At 72.1% G+C, this 20144-nt stretch carries 15 protein-coding genes; 5 read left to right on the top strand and 10 right to left on the bottom strand.

The window, feature by feature from the left end:
- Window positions 1-50: 50 nt before the first annotated feature.
- The 4 genes from ABN273_RS33010 to ABN273_RS32995 form a co-directional block, all read right to left on the bottom strand.
- Window positions 51-1097 carry a LuxR C-terminal-related transcriptional regulator gene (locus ABN273_RS33010; RefSeq protein ID WP_349452995.1) on the bottom strand — a complete coding sequence of 349 codons (1047 nt, stop codon included), beginning with the start codon at window positions 1095-1097 and terminating at the stop codon, window positions 51-53.
- Window positions 1078-2091 (bottom strand): LuxR C-terminal-related transcriptional regulator, encoded by a 1014-nt coding sequence (locus ABN273_RS33005; RefSeq protein WP_349452994.1) that lies wholly within the window; start codon window positions 2089-2091, stop codon window positions 1078-1080. Before ABN273_RS33005 ends, ABN273_RS33010 begins: the two co-directional genes overlap by 20 nt.
- A 46-nt stretch (window positions 2092-2137) precedes the next feature.
- Window positions 2138-2527 (bottom strand): hypothetical protein, encoded by a 390-nt coding sequence (locus ABN273_RS33000; RefSeq protein ID WP_349452993.1) that lies wholly within the window; start codon window positions 2525-2527, stop codon window positions 2138-2140.
- Window positions 2528-2851: 324 nt separating this feature from the next.
- On the bottom strand, window positions 2852-3949 hold the full coding sequence (locus ABN273_RS32995; protein ID WP_349452992.1) for a glycoside hydrolase family 16 protein: 1098 nt from the start codon (window positions 3947-3949) through the stop codon (window positions 2852-2854).
- Between the two features lie 514 nt (window positions 3950-4463).
- Here ABN273_RS32995 and ABN273_RS32990 point away from each other — a divergent pair.
- The gene (locus ABN273_RS32990; RefSeq protein WP_349452991.1) at window positions 4464-5180 is read left to right on the top strand and encodes a hypothetical protein; all 717 of its coding nucleotides are present in this window, start codon (window positions 4464-4466) and stop codon (window positions 5178-5180) included.
- Window positions 5181-5344: 164 nt separating this feature from the next.
- On the opposite strand, the gene ABN273_RS32985 is transcribed toward ABN273_RS32990, so the two are convergent.
- Entirely contained in the window at window positions 5345-6169 is an 825-nt protein-coding gene (locus tag ABN273_RS32985; RefSeq protein WP_349452990.1) for a helix-turn-helix transcriptional regulator, read from the bottom strand.
- A 118-nt stretch (window positions 6170-6287) separates the two neighbouring features.
- Between ABN273_RS32985 and ABN273_RS32980 the strand changes: the two genes are divergently transcribed.
- Complete coding sequence (locus tag ABN273_RS32980; protein WP_349452989.1) at window positions 6288-8015, top strand: glycoside hydrolase family 35 protein; 1728 nt, start codon at window positions 6288-6290, stop codon at window positions 8013-8015.
- Between the two features lie 6 nt (window positions 8016-8021).
- Here ABN273_RS32980 and ABN273_RS32975 read toward each other — a convergent pair whose 3' ends face one another.
- On the bottom strand, window positions 8022-9029 hold the full coding sequence (locus tag ABN273_RS32975) for a GDSL-type esterase/lipase family protein (RefSeq protein WP_349452988.1): 1008 nt from the start codon (window positions 9027-9029) through the stop codon (window positions 8022-8024).
- A gap of 200 nt (window positions 9030-9229) precedes the next feature.
- Window positions 9230-9997, bottom strand: a complete 768-nt coding sequence (locus ABN273_RS32970; protein ID WP_349452987.1) for an AfsR/SARP family transcriptional regulator — start codon at window positions 9995-9997, stop codon at window positions 9230-9232.
- Window positions 9998-10107: 110 nt separating this feature from the next.
- Between ABN273_RS32970 and ABN273_RS32965 the strand changes: the two genes are divergently transcribed.
- Window positions 10108-12966 (top strand): AfsR/SARP family transcriptional regulator, encoded by a 2859-nt coding sequence (locus ABN273_RS32965; protein WP_349452986.1) that lies wholly within the window; start codon window positions 10108-10110, stop codon window positions 12964-12966.
- Between the two features lie 11 nt (window positions 12967-12977).
- On the opposite strand, the gene ABN273_RS32960 is transcribed toward ABN273_RS32965, so the two are convergent.
- From ABN273_RS32960 to ABN273_RS32950, 3 genes are all read right to left on the bottom strand, one after another.
- The gene (locus ABN273_RS32960; RefSeq protein WP_349452985.1) at window positions 12978-14438 is read right to left on the bottom strand and encodes an aKG-HExxH-type peptide beta-hydroxylase; all 1461 of its coding nucleotides are present in this window, start codon (window positions 14436-14438) and stop codon (window positions 12978-12980) included.
- Window positions 14439-14525: 87 nt separating this feature from the next.
- Window positions 14526-14651 (bottom strand): hypothetical protein, encoded by a 126-nt coding sequence (locus ABN273_RS32955; RefSeq protein WP_349452984.1) that lies wholly within the window; start codon window positions 14649-14651, stop codon window positions 14526-14528.
- A 97-nt stretch (window positions 14652-14748) separates the two neighbouring features.
- Complete coding sequence (locus tag ABN273_RS32950) at window positions 14749-17586, bottom strand: ATP-binding SpoIIE family protein phosphatase (RefSeq protein ID WP_349452983.1); 2838 nt, start codon at window positions 17584-17586, stop codon at window positions 14749-14751.
- Between the two features lie 220 nt (window positions 17587-17806).
- On the opposite strand from ABN273_RS32950, the gene ABN273_RS32945 reads away from it, so the two are divergent.
- Both ABN273_RS32945 and ABN273_RS32940 read left to right on the top strand, forming a co-directional pair.
- Window positions 17807-18793: an NAD-dependent epimerase/dehydratase family protein gene (locus ABN273_RS32945; RefSeq protein ID WP_349452982.1), complete on the top strand. Its 987-nt coding sequence runs from the start codon at window positions 17807-17809 to the stop codon at window positions 18791-18793.
- Between the two features lie 154 nt (window positions 18794-18947).
- Window positions 18948-20060, top strand: coding sequence for a carboxylate-amine ligase (locus tag ABN273_RS32940; protein ID WP_349452981.1), 1113 nt, complete (start codon window positions 18948-18950; stop codon window positions 20058-20060).
- The last annotated feature ends 84 nt before the right edge of the window (window positions 20061-20144 follow it).

Raw genomic sequence — 20144 nt, 5'->3', positions numbered from 1 at the left:
TTCCTCCACGTATCTCTCCTGAGCGCCTGCTTGGCAAGGTGCAGATCAGCTCAATCCGTGGCCGGGGGATGGCGGAAGGCCGCCTGGACGCCTGCCTGGAAGCGGGTGTGGGCGCCGAGCCGGCTCATCAGGTCCGCGATGCGGCGCTCCGCCGTGCGGGAGCCGATGCCGAGCTGGCGGGCGATGGCCTCGTCGGTGAGCCCGGCCACGAGCAGGGCGATCAGCCGCTCGTCGTCGTGGCCGGGCTGGCGGGTGCGGGACGACGCGGCGCCCGGCGCGGGCGGCCGCAGGCGCAGGGGCAGAGCCCGCTGCCACAGGCCTTCGAAGAGCCTGCTCAAAGCCTGGAGCAGGCCTGACGGGTGGACGACGAGCGCGGCGTCGGCGTCGGGATCGTCGGGCTGGTGCCGCAGGAGCAGCAGCGCGAAGCGGTCGTCCATGAGGTAGAGCTTCATGGGCAGGCTGGGCAGCACCCGCGCCTGCTGGCCCGCCCCGATCATCGTCTCGATCTGGCGCAACGCCCCGAGCCGGTCGACGAACTCCCGCTCGTAGATCATGCGTACGGTGACGCCTTGGGCGAGCAGCTCGTGCTGCGCCGCCACGCTGCCCTGTGGGTCGAAGTAGGGCGGTTTGGAGAAGCAGCGCAACTCGTGCGATGCCGCCCGCTGCATCTGCGCGTGCCGCTGCTGCACCGCCCGGTGGCCCGTCACGACCTCGACGACGACCGGAGGCGCCTGTTCGGTGGCGCGGCGCTGGTAGGCCCGGTCGAGTTCGGCGGCGCGCTCGCGGGCCTGGAGCAGCTGCCGTTCGGCTGTGACCAGGAGGACGTCGAGGGCGACCTCCGGGGCGACGGCCGAATACCGCGGCGGCTCGTCGGAGGACCTGGTGACCAGCCCCTTGGCCTCCAGCGTCCCGAGCAGGCCGGGCAGCACCTCCGGACGCAGTCCGGCCGCCGCGCCCAGTGACGCGACCCGGGCCGGCGTGGCCGGCGAGCAGTCGACGAGCAGCTCGTACACCGCCTCCTCGTCCGGCGTGAGCCCGGCCGCGCCGAGTGCGTGCCCGGCTCTGCCGCCGGGGCCGTCATGCGGTGGGTGCGTCATCCTGCGAGCTCTTCTCGTCGGTCAGCCACCCGCGCAGGACGGCCTGGTAGCCGGCTTGGAAGCGGGTCTGGGCGTCCAGCTGGATCATCATCGCGCTGACGTGGCGGCGTACCGTGCGGTCGCTCCATCCGAGGTGGGCCGCGATCGCCTTGTCCGTCTGGCCCGCCACCAGCCGGGCGAGCAGGTCCCGCTGCGCGCCGGTCGGGCTCGTGGTCTCGGCCAGCTGCGCGCGTCCGTGGCTGACGTGCAGCGGCACCGCCCGCTCCCAGTACATCTCGAACAGCGCCGTCAGCGCGTCCAGCAGCGTCGAGTCGTGCACGACGAGGGCGGACTCGACCATCTGCAGGTCGTGGCGGAGCGGCACGAGCGCCATGGGATAGTCACTGAGCACCAGCTTCATGGGGACGTCGCCGACGCGGACCTGCTCGCCGGCGGCGACGTAGTCGGCGATGGCCGGCAAGGTCCCCGGCACCTCGATGGCCCGCCTGTCGTACACGACCCGGTAGTCGACGCCGCGGCTCAGTAGGTCGAACTCCAGGGTGTTCCCGCCCACGACGCCCGCGTACGGCGGCGCGTCGAACACGCGGATCTTCTGGCGCGTGCCGCGCTGGAGCTGTTCGAACCGGCGCAGGACCGCCTCCCGCCCGATGACCACCTCCACCAGCCCGCCGGACTCCTGCGCGGCCGTGGTCCGGTGGTAGCGCGTGGAGAGCTGGCCGACGCGCAGCCGGGCGTCGGCCAGCTCGCGGGCCCGCTCGCGGATCAGCGCGTCCAGCCCCATCTCCGGCGGGACGACGACGCACCGGGGCGGATCCTCGGGGAGCCGGGCGATCAGCCCGAGCTCCTCGAGCCTGAGGACGGCGGCGCCGGTCAGCCCCGGTGGGGTGTGCTGGGCGGCGAGCCGGTCCAGCTCTTCGAGGGTGACGGGGGAGTGCTCCACCAGCGCCTCGTAGAGTGCCTGCTCGGCCGCGGACAGGCCGAGGATGCGCAGCATGCCTCCATGATCGCCCACCCCGGCCGGCCCGCGTCGTCCTTTTCCGTCATCGCAGGAGCGACGCGGTCAGGTGCGCCTCCGGCGTCCCGATGGCGGTGAACAGCTCGTGCGCCTGCTGCCAGCTCATTCGCGCGCGCTCATGATCAGCGGCCAGCTGCCGGGCGTGTCCGAGAATCAGCAGCGCGCGGGCCTGTTCCAGCCGCTGTCCTGAGCGGGCGGCCAGGTCCGCTGCCTGCTCACCGGCCCGGATGCTCTCCCCACCCGCCCCCTCCGCCAGGTGGATCGCCGCCAGCAGGGTATGGAGCCGCGGCATGTCCAGCGGGCTGTGGTTCTGGCTCAGGGAAAGGGATCGGCCGGCCAGTTCGCGCGCCTTGTCATAGTTTCGTACGACATATTCGGCGCGGGCGAGCCCGAGCAGGACCTGGCCGGCGCTCATGCCCGACTCCTCGGCGAACCGGTGGGCGGTGCCGAGATGTCCGAAGGTGTTGTCCAGCCGGCCGAGCCGCAGTTCCGATTCCGCGAGGCCGAGCAGTGCGGCCAGCTTCGAGTCGCCGTTCTCGACCGAAACCCCGACGAGTGGCAGCGCAATCCAGCCTGCGCGGTATGCGGGGGGAGGTGACCACGGTGAAGATCGAGATCGTGCGAGTCGAGAGCACCCGTCTGACGGGCAACGTCTGCATGTCCACCTGAGAAACCGGCCGGGGGCCACCGGGGCCGGGGGGCGGCCCCCCGGGGCCCCCCGGCGCTGCCGTCACCGCCTCTATGCCAGCGGTTTCTGGTAGGCGCGCACGTGATCCACCACGAGCTGCGCGGGGAACACCGTGTCGGCGTCCGGGTCGCCGACCCAGCCGTCACCGCCGCCGACCGCCAGGTTGAGGATGAGGGCGTGCGGGTGCCGGAAGGACAGGTCCCAGGCGGAGCCGGCCGCGGCGGCGGTCATGGTGCGGGTGACCACGCCGTCGATCGACCACTTGATGTAGCCGGTGGCGCTGTTGTCCCAGTCCACGGCATAGGTGTGCCAGTCGGCGATGCTCTCGCCCTCGGGCAGCTCGGTGCTGTCGCCGAAGTTGATGTCGCCGCCCTCCGGCCCGCCGTGCGCGTGCTGCTCGACCAGCGTCGGGTGGTTCCCGAGCGTCTCCACCACGTCGATCTCGCCGCTCGGCGGCCAGCCGGCCTGCGCGTTGTTCCCGCCGATCGTCCAGAACGCCGGCCACAGGCCCTTGCCGAGCGGGGCTTTCATCCGCACCTCCAGATGGCCTCCCGCTTGCGACCATGAGGGCAGGCCCTCGTTGTGCTCCCAGTCGAGCATGGTGAGGCGGGCGGAGGCGTACCGGCAGGGCAGGTCCGGTTCGGAGCTCTGGTCCGTGCCGGGTTTCCAGCCGCACATGGCGCCGGGGGTGACCTGGTCGTCGGCGGTGAGCACGAGGTTGCCCTGCCCGTCGAGCTTGGCGTGGTCCATCTTGTACTCGGCGATGCTGCCGGTGCAGGCCTGCCGCCAGCACGGGTCGTTGAACCATACCGGGCTGCTGAGGCCGGCGTTCGGCCCCAGGCCGGCCGCGCCGGTGAAATCCTGGTCGAACGTCACAGGGTTGGCCGCCACGGTGAACGTCTTGCGCGGGGTCAGCTCCGTCCAGACGTCGTCGACCAGGTAGGCGACGAAGTAGGTGTACGTGCCCGCCGGGTAGGCCCTGGGCTCCGTGCTGAAGGTCGTCACGGTCGTGGAGAGCGTGGTGGCGATCGCGCCGGGGAAGTCGACGATGTCGCCGGCGGCGTCCCGTACGGCGATGGTCAAGGCTTGAACGGCCATCGTTCCGGAGGCGCGGACCTCGGCGGTCGCCGTCATCGGGCGGTGGGCCACGGGCGCGGCGAGGGTTTGAACGGTCCTCCCTTTTCGCTATGGGAACCTAAGGCTCGGTTTTGATCTCTCCATGGCTCTGTTGAGGTTGGCGGCGGTAGCCAAGTGTCTGGGTGTGCACCCGATGGCGCGGGTGTTGCGGCATTGCGGTGGGATCGACCGAGGGCCGCCGATGGACGCGCCTATGCCTGGTACGACCGGTCAAGCCGATGCGGCGGAGGTATCCGTCCAAGCTCACGCGCCCAGATTTCCCCTGGATCAAACCGTGTCGGCTCTCGGCCCGGGCGTCGGCTGTGCGACATGGGGCCACGAGCGCGTGTCGTTCACATGTTCTATCCAGCAGGGTCAAGCGCTGGTAGCCTTACGGTTACTCACTGTGAAAGCTTGGGATGGGCGGGGGTGCAGGGCGTGCCGGTTGGTCTGCGGTCAGGATGTGCCGGTCGTGTGGTGCGTCTGCCGATACGAGCGCCGCTCGGCGGCATGCCGTCGAGCGGCTTGCTGGTGGAGGCGGTCGAGCATGGCCACGGTTGTTGTGGTGCGCCTGATCGGCGCGGTCGTTTGTCGCCTTCGGCCAGTCCCGGAACCGGGGCGGTCGTTGAGTAGGGTCACCGCGACCGCGACCTGTACCGCTCATGGCGCGGTGGTGGAGCAGACCGGTCAGGTCGTCCCTCAGCCGCTGCTGGCGCAGCGGGTCGCCTGGCTGGCAGGTCTGGCACAAGATCTGAGCGCCCGTCTGGTTGCCTCCCGGTGGAATGCGGCGGATTCGGATGTGCTGGCCCGCGGGGTCGGGCTGGACGGGCGGGCGTTGCCGTCGAAGGGCTGGATGGCTGTCCGCCGACTGGGTTGGGGCACGATCCCCTTCGTGGGCGTGCATGTCTGTGATCGGGTGGTGCGCTGCGCGCAGGAGCAGGCCGCCCGTACCTTGCGGCTGGCGCTGCACCGCCGCCTGGTGGCGGCGATCCTGGCGACCTGGCCACAGAACCCGCGAGCGCGTACCGATGTCGAATGGCAGGCGCTGCGCGCGCTGCTGCCGGACGGGGTAACCGTGGCGGAGATCCGCAACCGGACCCGGCAGATCGCCGCGTATCGCGGCGAGCATGGCGCGTTGCCCGCCGATCTGACCGATCTGGAGCAGCCGCCGACCGTCGCGGCGCAGATCGTACGTTCGCGAACGGCACCCGCACCGTGTCTCCCGCCCGCAGCTGCGGCAACCAGCGCAGCGCGTTGGACATGAAGGCCCGGGGCCGCCGTCGAGCGCCCCCGCCAGGCTGTCGGGCCGGTTGAGGGTCGACGGCGATGGCGCCGCCCGCTTCGCCCAGGCCGAGCACGGCGATGCGAAGGCCCTCACCAATGGTGGAGACCATGGCACTCCTCTCGTCTTGGTCGGCGGTGGTCACGTCACCGGAAACCCCGATACTGCTGGGCGCGGAACTCGCTGGGCGGCAGGCCGGCGCGGCGGGTGAACAGCCGGGTGAAGTACGCGGGGTCGTCGTAGCCGACCCGCCGGGCCACGGCGGCGATGGGGAGATCGGTGGTGGCCAGCAGGTCCTTGGCCTGGTTGAGCCTGATGGACAGCACGTAGTCCTTCGGGCTGATCCCCGCCAGCCGCCGCACGGCGCGGCGCAGCTCGGCCAGCGGCATGCCGAGGCGCCGGGCGTGCTCGGAGATCGGGACGGGTAGGCACGCATGGCGGGCCAGGCTCTCCAGGACCGGATGGCCCAGCGGGTCCTCGCCGGCGCGGGCGTGCCGCAGCGCGACGAGCACCTCGTGCACGATGGCCGACGTCTCCACCTCCAGGTAGGGCCCGCCGCGGCGGACGGCCTGCGCGATGCGGCCGATGGCGTGCACGGCCGGCCCGGCGGTCGTGAGCGGTGTCACCGGACATTCCGGATCGACGAAGCCCAGGTCCTGGTAGGCGTGCGCGGCGGGTCCGGTGAAGTCCACGAACCACTCGCTCCAGCCGGGGGCACGCGGCGCGTAATGGTGCTCGACGCCGGGCAGCAGCCAGATGACCGCGGGCGCCTCCACCTCTGTGGCTGGCCCGCCCGCCTGCGAGAACCAGCCCGACCCCTCGTCGACGACCACCGCGACGTGGTGGGGCAGGACGCGCGGCCCCACCACGGGCAGCATGCCCTGCTGGTGGCCGACGCCGAGGCAGACCAGCCCCAGCCGGCGGTGCCGGGCGTCCGGTGTGAGGTACCGCATCCACTGCCGGAACGCCATCGGTCCGTTCTCCCCAGCGCACACGTCAAATCCAATAAATGCCAGCGGTTTGTCCATGGCCTGCCGCCGCCCGCTCGGCCATGCTCGGGACCGCGAAAGCCTACCCGAAAGAGGACAAATGCGTAATTTCACGATAGAGGCGGGCGCGTTCCGGCTGGACGGGGAGGAGTTCCGGGTCCTGTCGGGAGCGCTGCACTACTTCCGCGTGCACCCCGGACAGTGGCGGCACCGCCTGGCCATGCTCAGGGCGATGGGGCTCAACACCGTCGAGACCTACGTGCCCTGGAACCTGCATGAGCCCCGTCCCGGCGTCTTCGACCGGGTGGCGGAGCTCGGAGCGTTCCTGGACGCGGCCGCCGAGCGGGATCTGCTGGCCATCGTGCGGCCGGGGCCGTACATCTGCGCTGAATGGGACAACGGCGGCCTGCCCGCCTGGATCACCGGCCGGATCCGGACGAGCGACCCCGAATACCTCGCGCACGTTGACCGGTACCTCGACCGGATCATCCCGGAGGTGGCCGGCCGCCAGGTCACCCGGGGCGGCAATGTGATCATGGTGCAGGTGGAGAACGAGTACGGCTCCTACGGCACCGACCGCGCCTACCTGCGCCACCTGGCCGACGGGCTGGCCGCTCGCGGCGTCGAGGTCCCCCTCTTCACCTCCGACGGCCCCAGTGACCTGTTCCTGACCGGCGGCACCCTCCCCGGCGTGCTGGCCACCGTGAACTTCGGCTCCGACCCGGAGAAGGCGTTCGCCACGCTGCGCGCGCACCGGCCCGGCGATCCGCTGTTCTGCATGGAGCTGTGGGGCGGCTGGTTCGACCACTGGGGGCAGCAGCACGTCGTGCGCGACGCCGAGGACGCCGCCGACGTGCTCGAACGCGTGCTCGCGGCAGGCGCCTCGGTCAACCTCTACATGGCGCACGGCGGCAGCAACCCCGGCACCTGGGCCGGGGCGAACCTGACGGGCGAGATGGCGTCCGGAGAGTGGCGGCCGATCGTGACGTCCTACGACTACGACGCGCCGATCGACGAGCGTGGCGCCGCCACGGACAAGTACTGGCGCTACCGGGAGGTGCTGTCGCGCTACGCGAAGGACCTGCCGGACGTGCCGCCGCCGCCCGCGACCCTGCCGCCGGCGACGTTCGCGCCCACCGCGTCGGCACGGCTGCGCGACGCGCTGGAGGCGATCGCCCTGCCCGAGGTGACGGCCCCGGTCCCGCCGTCGTTCGAGGAACTGGGCCTGAACCACGGCCTGGTGCTCTACCGGATGGACGTGCCAGGGCCCCGCGAGCCGCACCCGCTCACCGTGCCGGACCTGCGCGACCGCGCCCACCTCTTCGTGGACGGCGAGTTCGTCGCGGTGCTGGAGCGGGACCAGCCGGCGCCCGAAGTGCGGGTGCCCGGCCCCGCCACCGTGGAACTGCTGGTGGAATCCATGGGCAGGCCGAACTACGGGCCGCTGATGGGTGAGCGGAAGGGGCTGCTCGGCGGGGTGCTGCACCAGCACCAGTATCTGCACGGCGGCACCGCGACGCCGATCCCGCTGGGCGACGTCTCGGCGGTGCCGTTCCGCTCGGAGGTGATCGGTGAGGCCCGCTCGTTCTTCCGCTGCGAGCTGGACGTCGCCGAGCCCGCCGACGCGTTCCTCGCGCTGCCCGGCTGGAGCAAGGGGTACGTCTGGGTGAACGGCGTCCTGCTGGGCCGCTACTGGGACAAGGGCCCGCAGCGCACGCTCTACGTCCCGGCGCCGCTGCTGCGGGCCGGGCAGAACGAGATCGTGCTGCTCGAGCTGGATCGGCCCGGCACGGCCCTGGAGATCCGGGAGGAAGCAGACCTGGGGTGACGCGGCTCAGAGCCGGCCGGCGATGATCGGCGCCAGGCGATCGGCGATGACGACGTGGCCGCTGTCGTTGGGGTGGACGTTGTCGGACATGTTCGCGCTGGTCAGCCAGCCCTCGGTGGGGACGTAGTAGACGTTGGCGTCGCCCGCGGAGTTGCGGGCGGCGACCGCGGCCCGGGTCTGCGTGGCGTACCGCCTGGTGAAGGTCTCCAGCGCGAAGATCGCCGCCGCCGGGTACGCCGCCCTGACCACCTGCAGCAGGTGGGTGTAGGACGCCTGGAAGGTCGTGGTGCTCACGCCGTGTCCCACGTCGTTGGTGCCCAGGTTGATCACTACCGCGTTGGCCTGGTAGCGGGAGAAGTTCCAGTTCGGGGTGTCGGCGTTGGGGTTCAGCTTGGGGAAGCGCGCCTCCAGGCCGACGCAGCCGTCCGCGGTCGCCACCAGGCACGCGCCGCCCTGGGCGATCTGGGTGTGCCTGGCCCCGAGGCGCTCGCCGATGAGCCAGCCGTACGCGGTCAGGGCGTTCTTGGAGGTGGTCGTGCCGACGGTGATGGAGTCTCCGACGAACTCGATCAGCTTGGGCGGGACCGCGGTCGCGTACGTCGTGGCTCCCGGGTCGAGCACGAGGCCCTGGAAGACGGCGTCACCGTGGTAGGACCCCGCGACGACCCGATAGGAGACGCGTAAGGTGTGGTTCCCCGCGGCCAGCGGCGCCGGGGTGAGGTTGACCGTGCCGCGCACGTTCTGGATGTAGACCCATGCGCCGCCGTCGATGCTGTAGTAGAGGTCGATGGTGTTGCGCTGCCTCAGCTTGACCGTCCTGCCGGTGAAGCCGGTGGTGAGATAGGCGCCCGCCCAGTAGGGCACGTACGCGGTGGCGGCGGAGGTGTCCCACCGCCCGGTGAAGGAGATGTTGGCGTCGGTGGGGGAGCCGTCGCCCGCCGCCGCCTCGGCTCGCGGCGTGAGCGCCGTGACCAGGGCGACGACGAGCGAGCTCAGCAGCAGCCGTGTCCTCATGCGTGTCCTCATGAGAGTCCGATTCTGGGCGCGACGATGGGGGCGAGCCTGCGGGAAGGACCTGGCAGTGGTGCGGTTCGATCAAGTGGACTCGAAGTCAGGAACGATCGTCAACGAGACTGCCTGCGCGGCGCCCGGCGGTTCGCCTCCGGGCAGGTCGGCGGCCCGTTCCCGGTGAAAGTTTCACCATCTCCGCAGGCCTAGAGCGCGCAGTCGAGGGCGGGGTCGGCCGCGAGGATTCTCCGATGGAGCTCCCGCACCGCCCTGCCCGGCTCCAGGCCCTGCTCGCTGATCAGCGTCGCCCGCAGGCCGGCGTACACCGACAGGGCCTCGACCTGGCGTCCTGACCGGTACAAGGCGAGCATGAGCAGCGCGTGCAGCGACTCGCGCAGCGGGTGCGCGGCGGTGAGTTCGCGAAGCACGGGGATCGTCGCCGCCTGCCTGCCGAGTTCGACATCGGCCTCCAGCATGGCTTCGACGGCCAGCAGTCGCGCCTCCTCCAGCCGGTCGGCGTGCGCCCGGATCATCGGGCCGGCAGGCACGTCCGCGAGCGCGGGCCCGCGCCAGAGCGCCAGCGCCGCGTCCAGCCGCTCGCGGGCCAGGCTCGGTGCACGGGTTCGGAGCGCCCGCTGACCCTCGGCCAGCAGCCGCTCGAAGCGGGCGGCGTCCGTCCCCTGCGGGGTGCCGCGCAGTTCGTAGCCGCCCCCTCGCGTGAGCAGGTCCTCGCCGAGAACGCGGCGCAGCCGCCAGATGTATCCCTGCAACGTCTTGCGGGCGAACTTGGGCTCGGAGCCCTGCCAGAGCTCCTCGATGATCCGGTCCGCCGAGACGGGGCGGCCGGAGTTGATCGCGAGGATGGCGAGAACGACGCGGTGCTTCGGTGCCGGAACCGGGACCACGCCGTCGCCGCGGACGACCTGGACCGGGCCGAGCAGACCGACCTGGGGTCCACGGGACGTCGGGAGCACGACCACCTCCTGAATAGGGACAGGCCGAATCCGTGTTAGCGGACGGCGCCGATCTAGATCTAAACTGCCAGACCAGGCTTGCGCGGGGCTTGCGCGCTCAAGGGGGCAGCGTGGAATTCCGGATCCTCGGGACTCTGGAGCTCTGGCACGACGGCTCACGGGTGCCGCTGACCGCGCCCAAGCAGCGTGCGCTGCTGGCGATCCTGTTGATCAGAGCGGGGCGGACCGTTCCCGTCGAACGCCTGGTCGATGAGCTGTGGGGCACGGCGCCGCCACGGAGTGTCGAGAGCACCCTGCACTCGCTGATCTCCCGGCTGCGCGGGAAGGGCGTCGGCGGGCTGGTCAGGGAGCCGGGCGGGTACCGGCTGGGGCTCGAGGACACCTCGTCGGACGCCCAGGTCTTCGAGCAGCTCGCCGCCCTGGCACGGGAACTGGCAGAGGCCGGCCACCTGGACCGTGCCGTGCGACGCTTCCAGGAGGCCCTCGGCCTGTGGCGGGCAGGGGCGCTCGCGGACGTGCCGGAGTCATCGCTGATCGCGGCGGAGCGGCTCCGGCTCGACGGGCTTCGGCTGGCCGTCTTCGAGGAGTACGCCGACACGCTGGCCAGGCTCGGCAGGCACGCCCTGATCGCCGGGGAGGTCCGCGGGCTGCTGGCGGAACACCCGCTGCGCGAGTCCCTGTGGAGCAGGATGATCGACGCCCTGGACCGCTCGGGGCAACCCAGGGAGGCACTGGCCGCCTATGACGAGGCGTGCCGGGTGTTCGCCGAGGAGCTCGGCCTGGATCCGGGGCCGGAGCTGCGCCGCGCACGGGCCGGGATCCTCCAGCGGGAACAGGAGCGCCGCAACCGCTTCGACGCGCCCGTACCCCGGCAGCTTCCCCCAGACCTGGCCGGCTTCACCGGGCGCGGTGCCGCTCTGCGGGACTTGACCGCGCTGGCCGAGAGCCGCCTGGCGGCGGTGACCGTCATCAGCGGCATGCCCGGCGTCGGCAAGTCCGCCTTCGCGGTGCATTGGGCCCACCGGATGGCCGAGCGCTTCCCCGACGGGCAGCTCTTCATCGAGCTGCGTGGGCACCGGCCGGAGGAGGCGATCACGCCTCGGGAGGCGCTGGACCGGTTCGTCCGCGCCCTGGGCATGCCTCCGGAGCAGGTGCCCGGCGGCGAGTACGAGCTCGCCGCCGCCTATCGGCGGCTGCTCGCCGGCCGGCGCGTGCTGGTGCTGCTGGACAATGCGGCCGACTCCGCCCAGGTCCAGCCGCTGCTGCCGGGCACCGAAGGCTGCCTGGCGCTGGTCACCAGCCGGAACCGGCTTTCCGGCCTGGCGCTGCGCAACGCGACGCGTACCGTCGACCTCGACATCCTGACCGCCTCCGAGGCGGTCGCCCTGCTGTCCGCGGTCATCGGTCACCGCTGCGAGTCCGAGCCCGCCGCCGTGGCCGAACTCGCCCACCAGTGCGGACACCTGCCGCTGGCCCTGCGGATCGCCGCCGCTCATCTGGCCGACCACCCTCATCGCCGGATCGCCACGTACGTGGCGGACCTCGCCGAGCGCGGACGACTGGGTACGCTGCACCTCGGCGACGCCCCGTCCGCCGCCGTCAGCGCCACCTTCGACCTGTCCTACCGGGCACTGACCGAGGCCGACCGGATCGCCTTCCGCCGCCTGGGCCTGGTCCCCGGTGGCGGCGGCTTCACGGCCAGGGCGCTGGCCGCGATGCTCGGCGTCTCCGCCGCGGAGGCCCGTGCCCGTCTGGACGCGCTGCGGGCGGGCAGCCTGATTCAGGCCCGTCACAGCCGGTCGCCGGAGGAGCGCTACCACCTCCATGATCTTCTGCTCGACTACGCCCGCCACCGAGCCGAGGCCGAGGACGACGGGGTGGTGCGCGAGGAGACCGTACGCCGGCTGCTGGAGTGGTACCGCACCATCGACGACCCGCTCGTGCTGCAGGACGAGTACGAGAACGTGCTCGCCGCCACCCGGCACGCCGCCGCCCACGACCTGGACGCCGCCTGGCGGCTGCCCGCGGCACTGGCCCGGCTGCTGCGTCTACGCCACAGCCTGGCCGGCACCGCGGAGCTGCACACCTTGGCCGCGAGCGCCGCCGAGCGGGCCGGCGAGCACCTGGAGGCCGCCGTGGCCCACAACAACCTCGGCGCGACCCTGGAGTACCTGGGCCGCTACCCCGAGGCCCTGGCAGAGCACCGCAGAGCACTGGAGATCTACCAGCGCCTCGGGGACCCGGCCGGAACGGGCGCCGCGCTGCGCAGCATCGGCACCGTCTCCTGGCTGCTCGGCCGATACGACGCGGCCCTCGCCGAACTGCGCGAGGCACTGGACATCCTCGAGAACGCGGGCGACGACGACGCCGTGGGGCAGACGCTGAACTTGCTCGGCATCGTGCTGCGGAACCTGGGCCGGATGGAGGAGGCCGTCGCCCACTACGAACGCGCGCTGGCCATCCACCGGCGCACGAGCGACACCCACGGCGAGGCCAACACGCTCAACAACCTGGGCGTGGTGCTGGACGCCCGCGGCCGCCACGCCGAAGCGCTGGAGCTCTACCGCGAGGCGCTCGCGCTGCGCCGGTCCACCGGCAGCCGCAAGGGCGAAGCGCGTGCACTGAACAACATCGGCCTGACCGAGGCGAAGCTCGGCCGGCACGAGTCCGCGCTCGGGCATCTCCTGAGCGCGCTGGCCATCCATCGGGAAACCGGCGACGCGCGGGGCGAGGGTCAGGTGATCAACGACCTGGCCGGGCTCTATCACCTTCTCGGATGGGAGACGGACGCGTTCGCGCACTTCGCCATGGCGCTGCGCATCCGATCCGGCATCGGCGACCGCAAGGGCCTCGCCGAGACCCACAAGGAGCTCGGCGAGGCCTACGCCGACCAGGGCGACAGCGCCGCCGCCGGCCACCACCTCGCCGCCGCGGAACAGATCTTCAAGGAGCTGGGGGCGGCCGGGTAGCCGTGGGCTCCTCAGGAACCCACGGGCACGATGAGCCCGGCCTGGAGGAGGCCGGCCAGCCCGGGGCTCAGCCGGTCCTCGGCGCCGGGCCCCGCCACCTGGCTGTACCGCTCACGCAGCGACGACAGGTCCCGGCCGTCGCACAGCGCGTAGATCGTCCAGGCGTGGTCGTTCAGCCAGCGGAAGCTCGGCGGGGCCGGAGAGAACGCCACCAGCTGCCGCTGCTCGGGGATCGGGCACACCTGCACCGGCTCCGCCCGGCGGTAGCCCCGCGCCGCCAACGTCACCTCCACGGCCGGCCGGGTCGCGGCGGGCGCCGGTCCGGGCAGGATTCCGGGAGCGATGGGGGCCACGCTGCCGATCAGCCAGTCGACGAACTGCCTGCCGGTGGGGGTCAGCAGCTCGCCGTACACCTGGGCGGCCTGCTGGGCGAGATAGGTCACCCGTTCCAGGCTGGTGGTGTACCCGCCGCCGGCGGCCGCCTGGCTGCCGGGGGTGGCCAGATCGACGAACTCGGCCGCGGGCGGCTCGCCGTACCGGGCCCGCAGGGCCGGCGGCGCCTGCGCGGCCGCCGCGCGGAACAGCACCAGGTGGGCGTAGACGTGCATGGCGAACAGCACCCGCGTCAGCGTCCACGGCTGCACGCGCCACGGGATCGGGATCAGCCGCTCGGACTCGGCGGCCATGGAGCCGGTCCGCAGCACGTCGAACAGCTTCAGGTGCAGTCCCTCGTGGAAGAGCGTCTCGGCCGCGGTCCAGGGATCGGCCAGCCGCTCAGGGGCCAGGAAGAGAGCCGAGGGCAGCGGGTCGCCGCCGGAGATCGAGTTGAGGGTTCCGTCGGCCAGCTCATCCCGTACGAACCCGACCAGGGAGACGTGCGGCAGCACCCCGGCGCCCGTGTGGGGCAGCAGCTCGGCGAGGAGTTCGGCGGCCTGGCGCAGCCCGGCGAGCAGGCCGGCATCGGGACGCACCCGGCTGCCGGAGCCGTCCTTGGACAGCGTCCCTGCCAGCAGCTCCTCCAGGCGAGCGCTCAGTGCCAGCTCAGGCTCGGAGCCCGTCGCGAGGTCCGTCCACACCCACGAGATGGCGCGATCCGGCCACGGACGCACCGCTGGGCGAGAAAGGCGCTCACAGGGCCCGACGCCGTCGAGCGCGTCCGCCACCCCGCTCTCCAGGTAGGCCACCAGGTCGGCGGCCTCGCCGGCCTGCCGCTCCAGCGCGGTCATGTCGTTCTCGAACGCGTTGCGCAGGACGGGGTCGTACATCAGCGGGCGCAGCTCGGCGTCGCCCGCCAGGGACAGCCGCGACAGCCTGCCGGCGGCGTGGGGGTGGTAGCGGGCCAGTACCTGAAGGCCCAGCCGGTAGCGGGCCAGGTTCCTGGCCTCGATCGCCTCGGCGGAACCGAACCGGCGGTTCGAGCCGAGTGCCAGATCGATGTCGGAGGTCAGCTCGACATTCGATACGGGAGCCAATGACGTCACCTCGATTTCACCGGTAGGGGACCGGCGGCGGGGGACATCCCGCCGCCGGCCATCTCGTTCTCCGTTACTCGGGCCCCGTTACTCGGCGCGAGGAGAGGAGAAGGGCGGGGTCCACGCGCGCTCGTGCGGGGCGTCAGTCGTCACGCTCGGCACGGCGTCTCCCGTCAGCGAGAACGTCGGCAGTTCAACGGTCTGAGTTGGCATGCTGCTTCCTCCGTTCGCCATGGATCACTTGGCGAGTCGAATCTAGGAAGCCCGGGTGTGGGGCCGGTGTGGTGGCGATCTCTTCCAGCCGGGCCTGTCACGCCCCGGCCGCGCCCGCGGCGGGGAGGGCCTGTTCGGTCCAGATGCACTTGCCGTCGGTGGTGAAGCGGGTTCCCCAGCGCTGGGAGAGAGCCGCGACGAGCTGGAGGCCGCGGCCGCCTTCGTCGGTCTCGGCGGCACGACGGATCCGCGGGGTGGTCAGGCTGCCGTCGGTGACCTCGCAGATGAGGGTACGGCTGCGCATCAGGCGCAGGTTGAGCGGGCCTCTGGCGTGGCGGATCACGTTGCTGATCAGCTCGCTGGCGATGAGCTCCGTGGTCGCGACGAGGTCGTCCAGCCGCCAGGTGGCGAGCTGCTCCCGCACGTGCTCGCGGGCCTCGCGAGCCGCGATCGGTTCGTCAGGAAGGTCCCAGGAGGCGATGTTCTCAGCCGCGAGGCGGTGGGTGCGGGCGATGAGCAGGGCGGCATCGTCGGGGATCTGCTGCTGGGCCGGCAGCATGGCCGCGGTGACGGACTCGCAGAGCCGGTCGAGGTCGGTGTCCGAGGGACCGGGGCGCAGGCCGGTCAGGAGCTCGGTGAGCTCGGCCATGCCCTTGTCGACGTCGCGGGTGGGCGACTCGATCAGGCCGTCGGTGTAGAACACGAGCAGGCTGCCTTCGGGCACGTGCAGCTCGTACGTGCTGAGCGGCGGCGCGGCGGCGCCCAGAGGCGGATCGGAGGTCACGTCGAGGGCGCGGACCGTGCCGTCAGGGAGCACGTGGACAGGCGGCGGATGGCCGGCGCTGACCATGGCGCACCGGCCGTCGGCCGGGTCGTACACGGCGTACAGGCAGGTGACGTAGAAGTCGTCGCCGAGGTCGCTGACCAGGTCGTTGAGGTGGGCGAGCAGTTCTCCCGGCGGCAGCTCGAGGTCGGCGAGGGTGCGTACGGCGGTGCGCAGCCGGCCCATGGTGGCGGCCTCGGTCAGGCCGTGGCCCATGACGTCGCCGATGACGAGGGCGACCCGGTCCGCCGAGAGCGGGATGATGTCGTACCAGTCGCCGCCGACTGCCGCGGTGCCGCCGGGCAGGTAGCGGGCCGCTGCGGCGAGGCAGGGCGACGACGGCAGATCGCGGGGGAGCAGGTGCCGCTGCAGCTCCTGGGCGCGGGTGTGCTCCACGTCGTACATGCGGGCCCGCGCCAGCGTCTGGGCGATCAGCCCGCTGAGCGCCGTGAGCAGGGTGCGTTCCTCGCTGGCGAACTCGTGGGGCCGGTCGAAGGAGATCACGCAGCAACCCGCGGGCTGGTTGGGCACGCGCAGGGGAAGGACCGCCCAGCTGTCCGTGTCCCACGCCGTCCGTCCGGCCTCGTCGCCGTCCGGCGCGCGGCGTTCCGGTTTCGACGTGATGAAGATCGGTACGTGTGATCGGCACACGTCGGCGAGGGCCGCGGGGGCCAGGGTCGTCCGGTTCCGGAACTCGCCGAGGATGTCGGAGGGACGCCCGATGGATTCGACCACCTGCAGGTGATCCCCCTCGCCGGCCAGCACGGTGAGTCCCGCGGCGTCGAACGGCGGCAGCACCCGCCGGGCGATGACCTGCATGACGTCGCGGAGGGTGACCGCCTCGCCGAGGGCGAGGGTCAGCTCCTGGATCCAGGTGGCGCGTTCGGCGGCGGCCCGTACGGCGGCCGCGCGCTGCTCGTCCTGGACGCGCTTCTCGGTGATGTCGGCGAGGTAGAGCGTCAGGCCGTCCGGCACCGGCACCAGGCGCACGTGGTACCACCGGTCGTCGGTCGGCCACCGTACGTCGAGGCTGGCGGGCACGCGTTCGGCGGCGACCTGGCGGCACATGGCCTGCAGCTCGGGCGGGCACCCGACGGTCAGGTCCCACACCATCTGGCCGATCAGCTCGGCGGACCCGAGGAGGGATTCGGCGACGCGGTTGACGAACGTGATCCGCCAGTCGCGGTCCAGCGCGATGAAGGCGTCACTCATGTCGCGCAGCGCGCGGCCGGCCGATTCGCGGGCGACGCGGCTCTCGGTGGTGTCCCAGACCGTGCCGACCATGCGGACCGGCTCGCCCCGCTCGTCCAGGAGCAGGCGGCCCCGCGCGTGCATCCAGCCTGTGGTGCCGTCCGGGCGGCGGGCGCGGTACTCGACCTCGTAGAGTGCCCTGGTGCGGATGGCCTCCTCGGTCGCGGCCATCACCCTGGGCAGGTCCTTCGGATGGACGATGCCCGCCCAGGTGTCGATGTGGTGCGGTGCGGTGGCGGGATCGATGCCCAGCAGGGTCAGCGCCGGGTCGTCCCACCACAGCTCACCGGTGCGGATGTTCCAGTCCCAGGATCCGATCTTGACCGCCTTCAACGCCTGCCTGAGCCCGGAGTCGGCGGACCGCTCCTGCAACCACGGACCTTTCGCGGCCGAACCGGCACCGGTCCTGGCCAGCCGCTTGTCCAGCCAAGCGGCCAAGGACTGCAGGAAGTCCGGCTCCACTGTCTCGTCACAGAACACGGACAGGCAGCCCACGGGCGTGTCGGGACCGTGCAGCGGCACGGCCGTCATCATCACGGGCATCGCCCCGGCCGCCTCAGACGCGGAGCGCGTGAGGGGGACGCGGAGGGATGTTCCGTCGCGTAGGACCCGCATGACCACGTCCCGGGTCTGTCCCCACGTCTCCAGCGCGGCCGGGGGCAGCCCGGAGGCGGCCACCATGCGCGGCTGCCGGCTGCCGACGGGGCCGGCCCAGTGGATCATCCCGCCGAGCGCGTGCGTGGCGGCGACCGCCTGGTCCAGGGCGTACTCGAGCACCTCGATGTCGCTCAGCCCGGCACACGCCGAGACGAGCAGCCGAAGCCGTTTCTCCCCCGAAGCCGCGGGGGAGGGCCCGTTCACCACCATCCTCTCGCCCCCAAGCCACGAGAGGTATGCCATCGGTCCGATGCCGATCACAGCGGACGCGGGACATCACCTCTTCGCAGATTAATGAACGGCCCCCCAAGACCAGGCAAAACGCACCGCCCTGCGGCGGGTCCCGGGTGCGCTGACAGCGGATCGGGTCCGCTGTCAGTGAACCCGGGTGGGTGTCCGATGTTCGCGGTGCTTGGGTGTCGGGATGGAGATCTTGATTCTGGGTGGGACGGCGTGGGTGGGCCGGGAGCTGTCGCGGCAGGCGGTCGAGCGCGGTCATCGGGTGACGTGCCTGGCTCGCGGTGAGAGCGGACACGTCGCGGACGGAGCGCGGCTGGTGGCCGCCGACCGGCGTGCTCCTGCGGCGTACGAGCCGCTGCTCGACCGCGAATGGGACGCGGTCATCGAGGTGTCATGGCAGCCGGGCTTCGTCCGTGCGGCGCTCGACGCACTGGGCGGCAGGGCCGGGCACTGGGCCTATGTGTCCTCCGCCAGCGCCTACGCCTCCCATGCCGCGCCGGACGCGGACGAGTCCACGGCGCTGCTCGCCCCGACCGATCAGGACGAGGCCGGCCGCGAATCGTACGGCGAGGCGAAGGTCGCCTGCGAGCAGGCGTCGGCGGCGGCCGTCGGCGACCGCCTCCTCATCGCGCGCGCCGGTCTCATCGGCGGACCGGGCGATCGCAGCGGACGCTCCGGCTACTGGGTGGCCCGTGCCGCGCGCGATCCGCAAGGGCCGATGCTGGTTCCCGACGCGCCGGCCCTGCCGACACAGGCAGTCGACGTGCGGGACCTCGCGGCCTGGCTGCTGGATGCCGGGGAGGCGGGGCGAGCCGGCACATATGACGCGGTCGGTCCGGTCGTTCCGTTCGGAGAGTGGATCGAGCTGTCCCGCACCATCGGCGGGCACACCGGTCCGGTGGTCGCCGCCGACTCGGCGTGGCTGCTGGCGAACGGCGTGGCCGAGTACATGGGGGCCGAGTCGTTGCCGATGTGGCTGGTCGAGCAGGGCTGGGAGGGCTTCTCGGCGCGGAGCGGGGCCGCGGCGCGCGCCGCGGGGCTCCGCCATCGGCCCCGGGCGGAGCTGCTGGCCGACACGCTGACCTGGGAACGCGAGCAGGGCCTGGATCGGGACCGGCGCGCCGGCCTGAGCGTCCGGCGCGAGCGCGAGCTGCTCGACGCTCTGGGCTGACGACCGGCGCCGATCGCGGCGTGCAGCCGGGGTGCCCGTGAAGGGCCCGCACAAGGGCCGGAAGTCCCACTGAGCAGGGACTTTGGTCACTTCTGAGGATCTTGTCGAACGGCGATCCTGAAGCTGAGCGGGTCATCGCTTCGGGGAGGCCGCGATGGGAGCGGGCGGCACGGTCGCCACCACTGTGGCACGTTGTTCCGGGAGCCGGACACTGACGGTGGGGGTGGAGGAGGAGTTCCTGCTGCTGGACCGTGCCGACGGCCGCCCGGCCCTCAGCGCCCCGGCGGTCCTGGCGCTGCTCGGCGGCGACCCCCACATCAAAGCCGAGGCCATGCGCTACCAGCTCGAGACGGTCACCGGCGTGTGCACCGACCTGGAGCAGCTGGCGGAGGAGCTGTCCCGCCACCGGATGCTGGCCTCGCGCGCGGCGGAGGAGCTGGGCTGCCACCTGGTCGCCTCCGGCACCGTTCCGCGACACCCGCCCGGTCTGTCCGCCCTCACGGCCGACGCCCGCTATCACGAGCTGGCGGCCCGCCATGGCCTGGTCGCGGGCTCCGGCACCTGCGGCTGCCACGTACACGTCGGCGTGCCCTCCCGCGAGCTGGGCGTACAGGTCCTCACCCGGCTCCGGCCCTTCCTGGCCACGCTCCTGGCACTCAGCGCCAATTCCCCCATCGCCGACGGGGTGGACACGGGCTGGGCCAGCCGCCGCCACCGGCAGTGGAGCCGCTGGCCGACGGCGGCGCCTCCCCGGGCATGGAGATCGGCGGCCGACTACGACGCCGCCGTGTGCCACCTGATCCGTTGCGGCCGTGCCATGGATGAGCGGAGCGTGTACTTCCACGCCCGCCTGTCGCCGCGTTACCCGACAGTGGAACTTCGCGTCATGGACACCTGCCTCTCGGTCGAGGACGCCGTCCTGATGGCCGCCATGGCACGAGCACTTGTCTGCCTGGCCATCGCCGACGCGGCACGTGGTGTGCCGATCAAGACGCTGAGTGACAGGCAGGTCGTCGCCGAGCTGAACGCCGCCGCCCGCCACGGCCTGGACGCGCTCGCCGTGGATCCGTACACCTCACGCGCCATGCCGCACCGCGCCCTGCTGGAGCACCTCCTGCCGCGCCTGCCCGAGCCCGAACCGGTCGCCCTGCTGATCGACCGGCTCGCCGGCCGCGGAACGGGCGCCGCCCGGCAGCGAACGATGTGGTCCGAGGCCGGCACACCTCCACGGTTCGCCCAGCTGCTCGCCGGCGCGACACTCCGCTGAATCCCAGCCGACCGTCCCGCCGGTTATGGGACCAATGTCACAACATTTCGTGACTTTGTCCCCGGGTGTGGCGCGCTCGTTGTC

Origin of the sequence: Nonomuraea sp. B19D2 (assembly GCF_040137845.1) — a bacterium.
Taxonomy (GTDB): domain Bacteria; phylum Actinomycetota; class Actinomycetes; order Streptosporangiales; family Streptosporangiaceae; genus Nonomuraea.
Note: the sequence above shows the minus strand (reverse complement) of the source record. Positions and strands in the feature narration are given on the sequence as shown.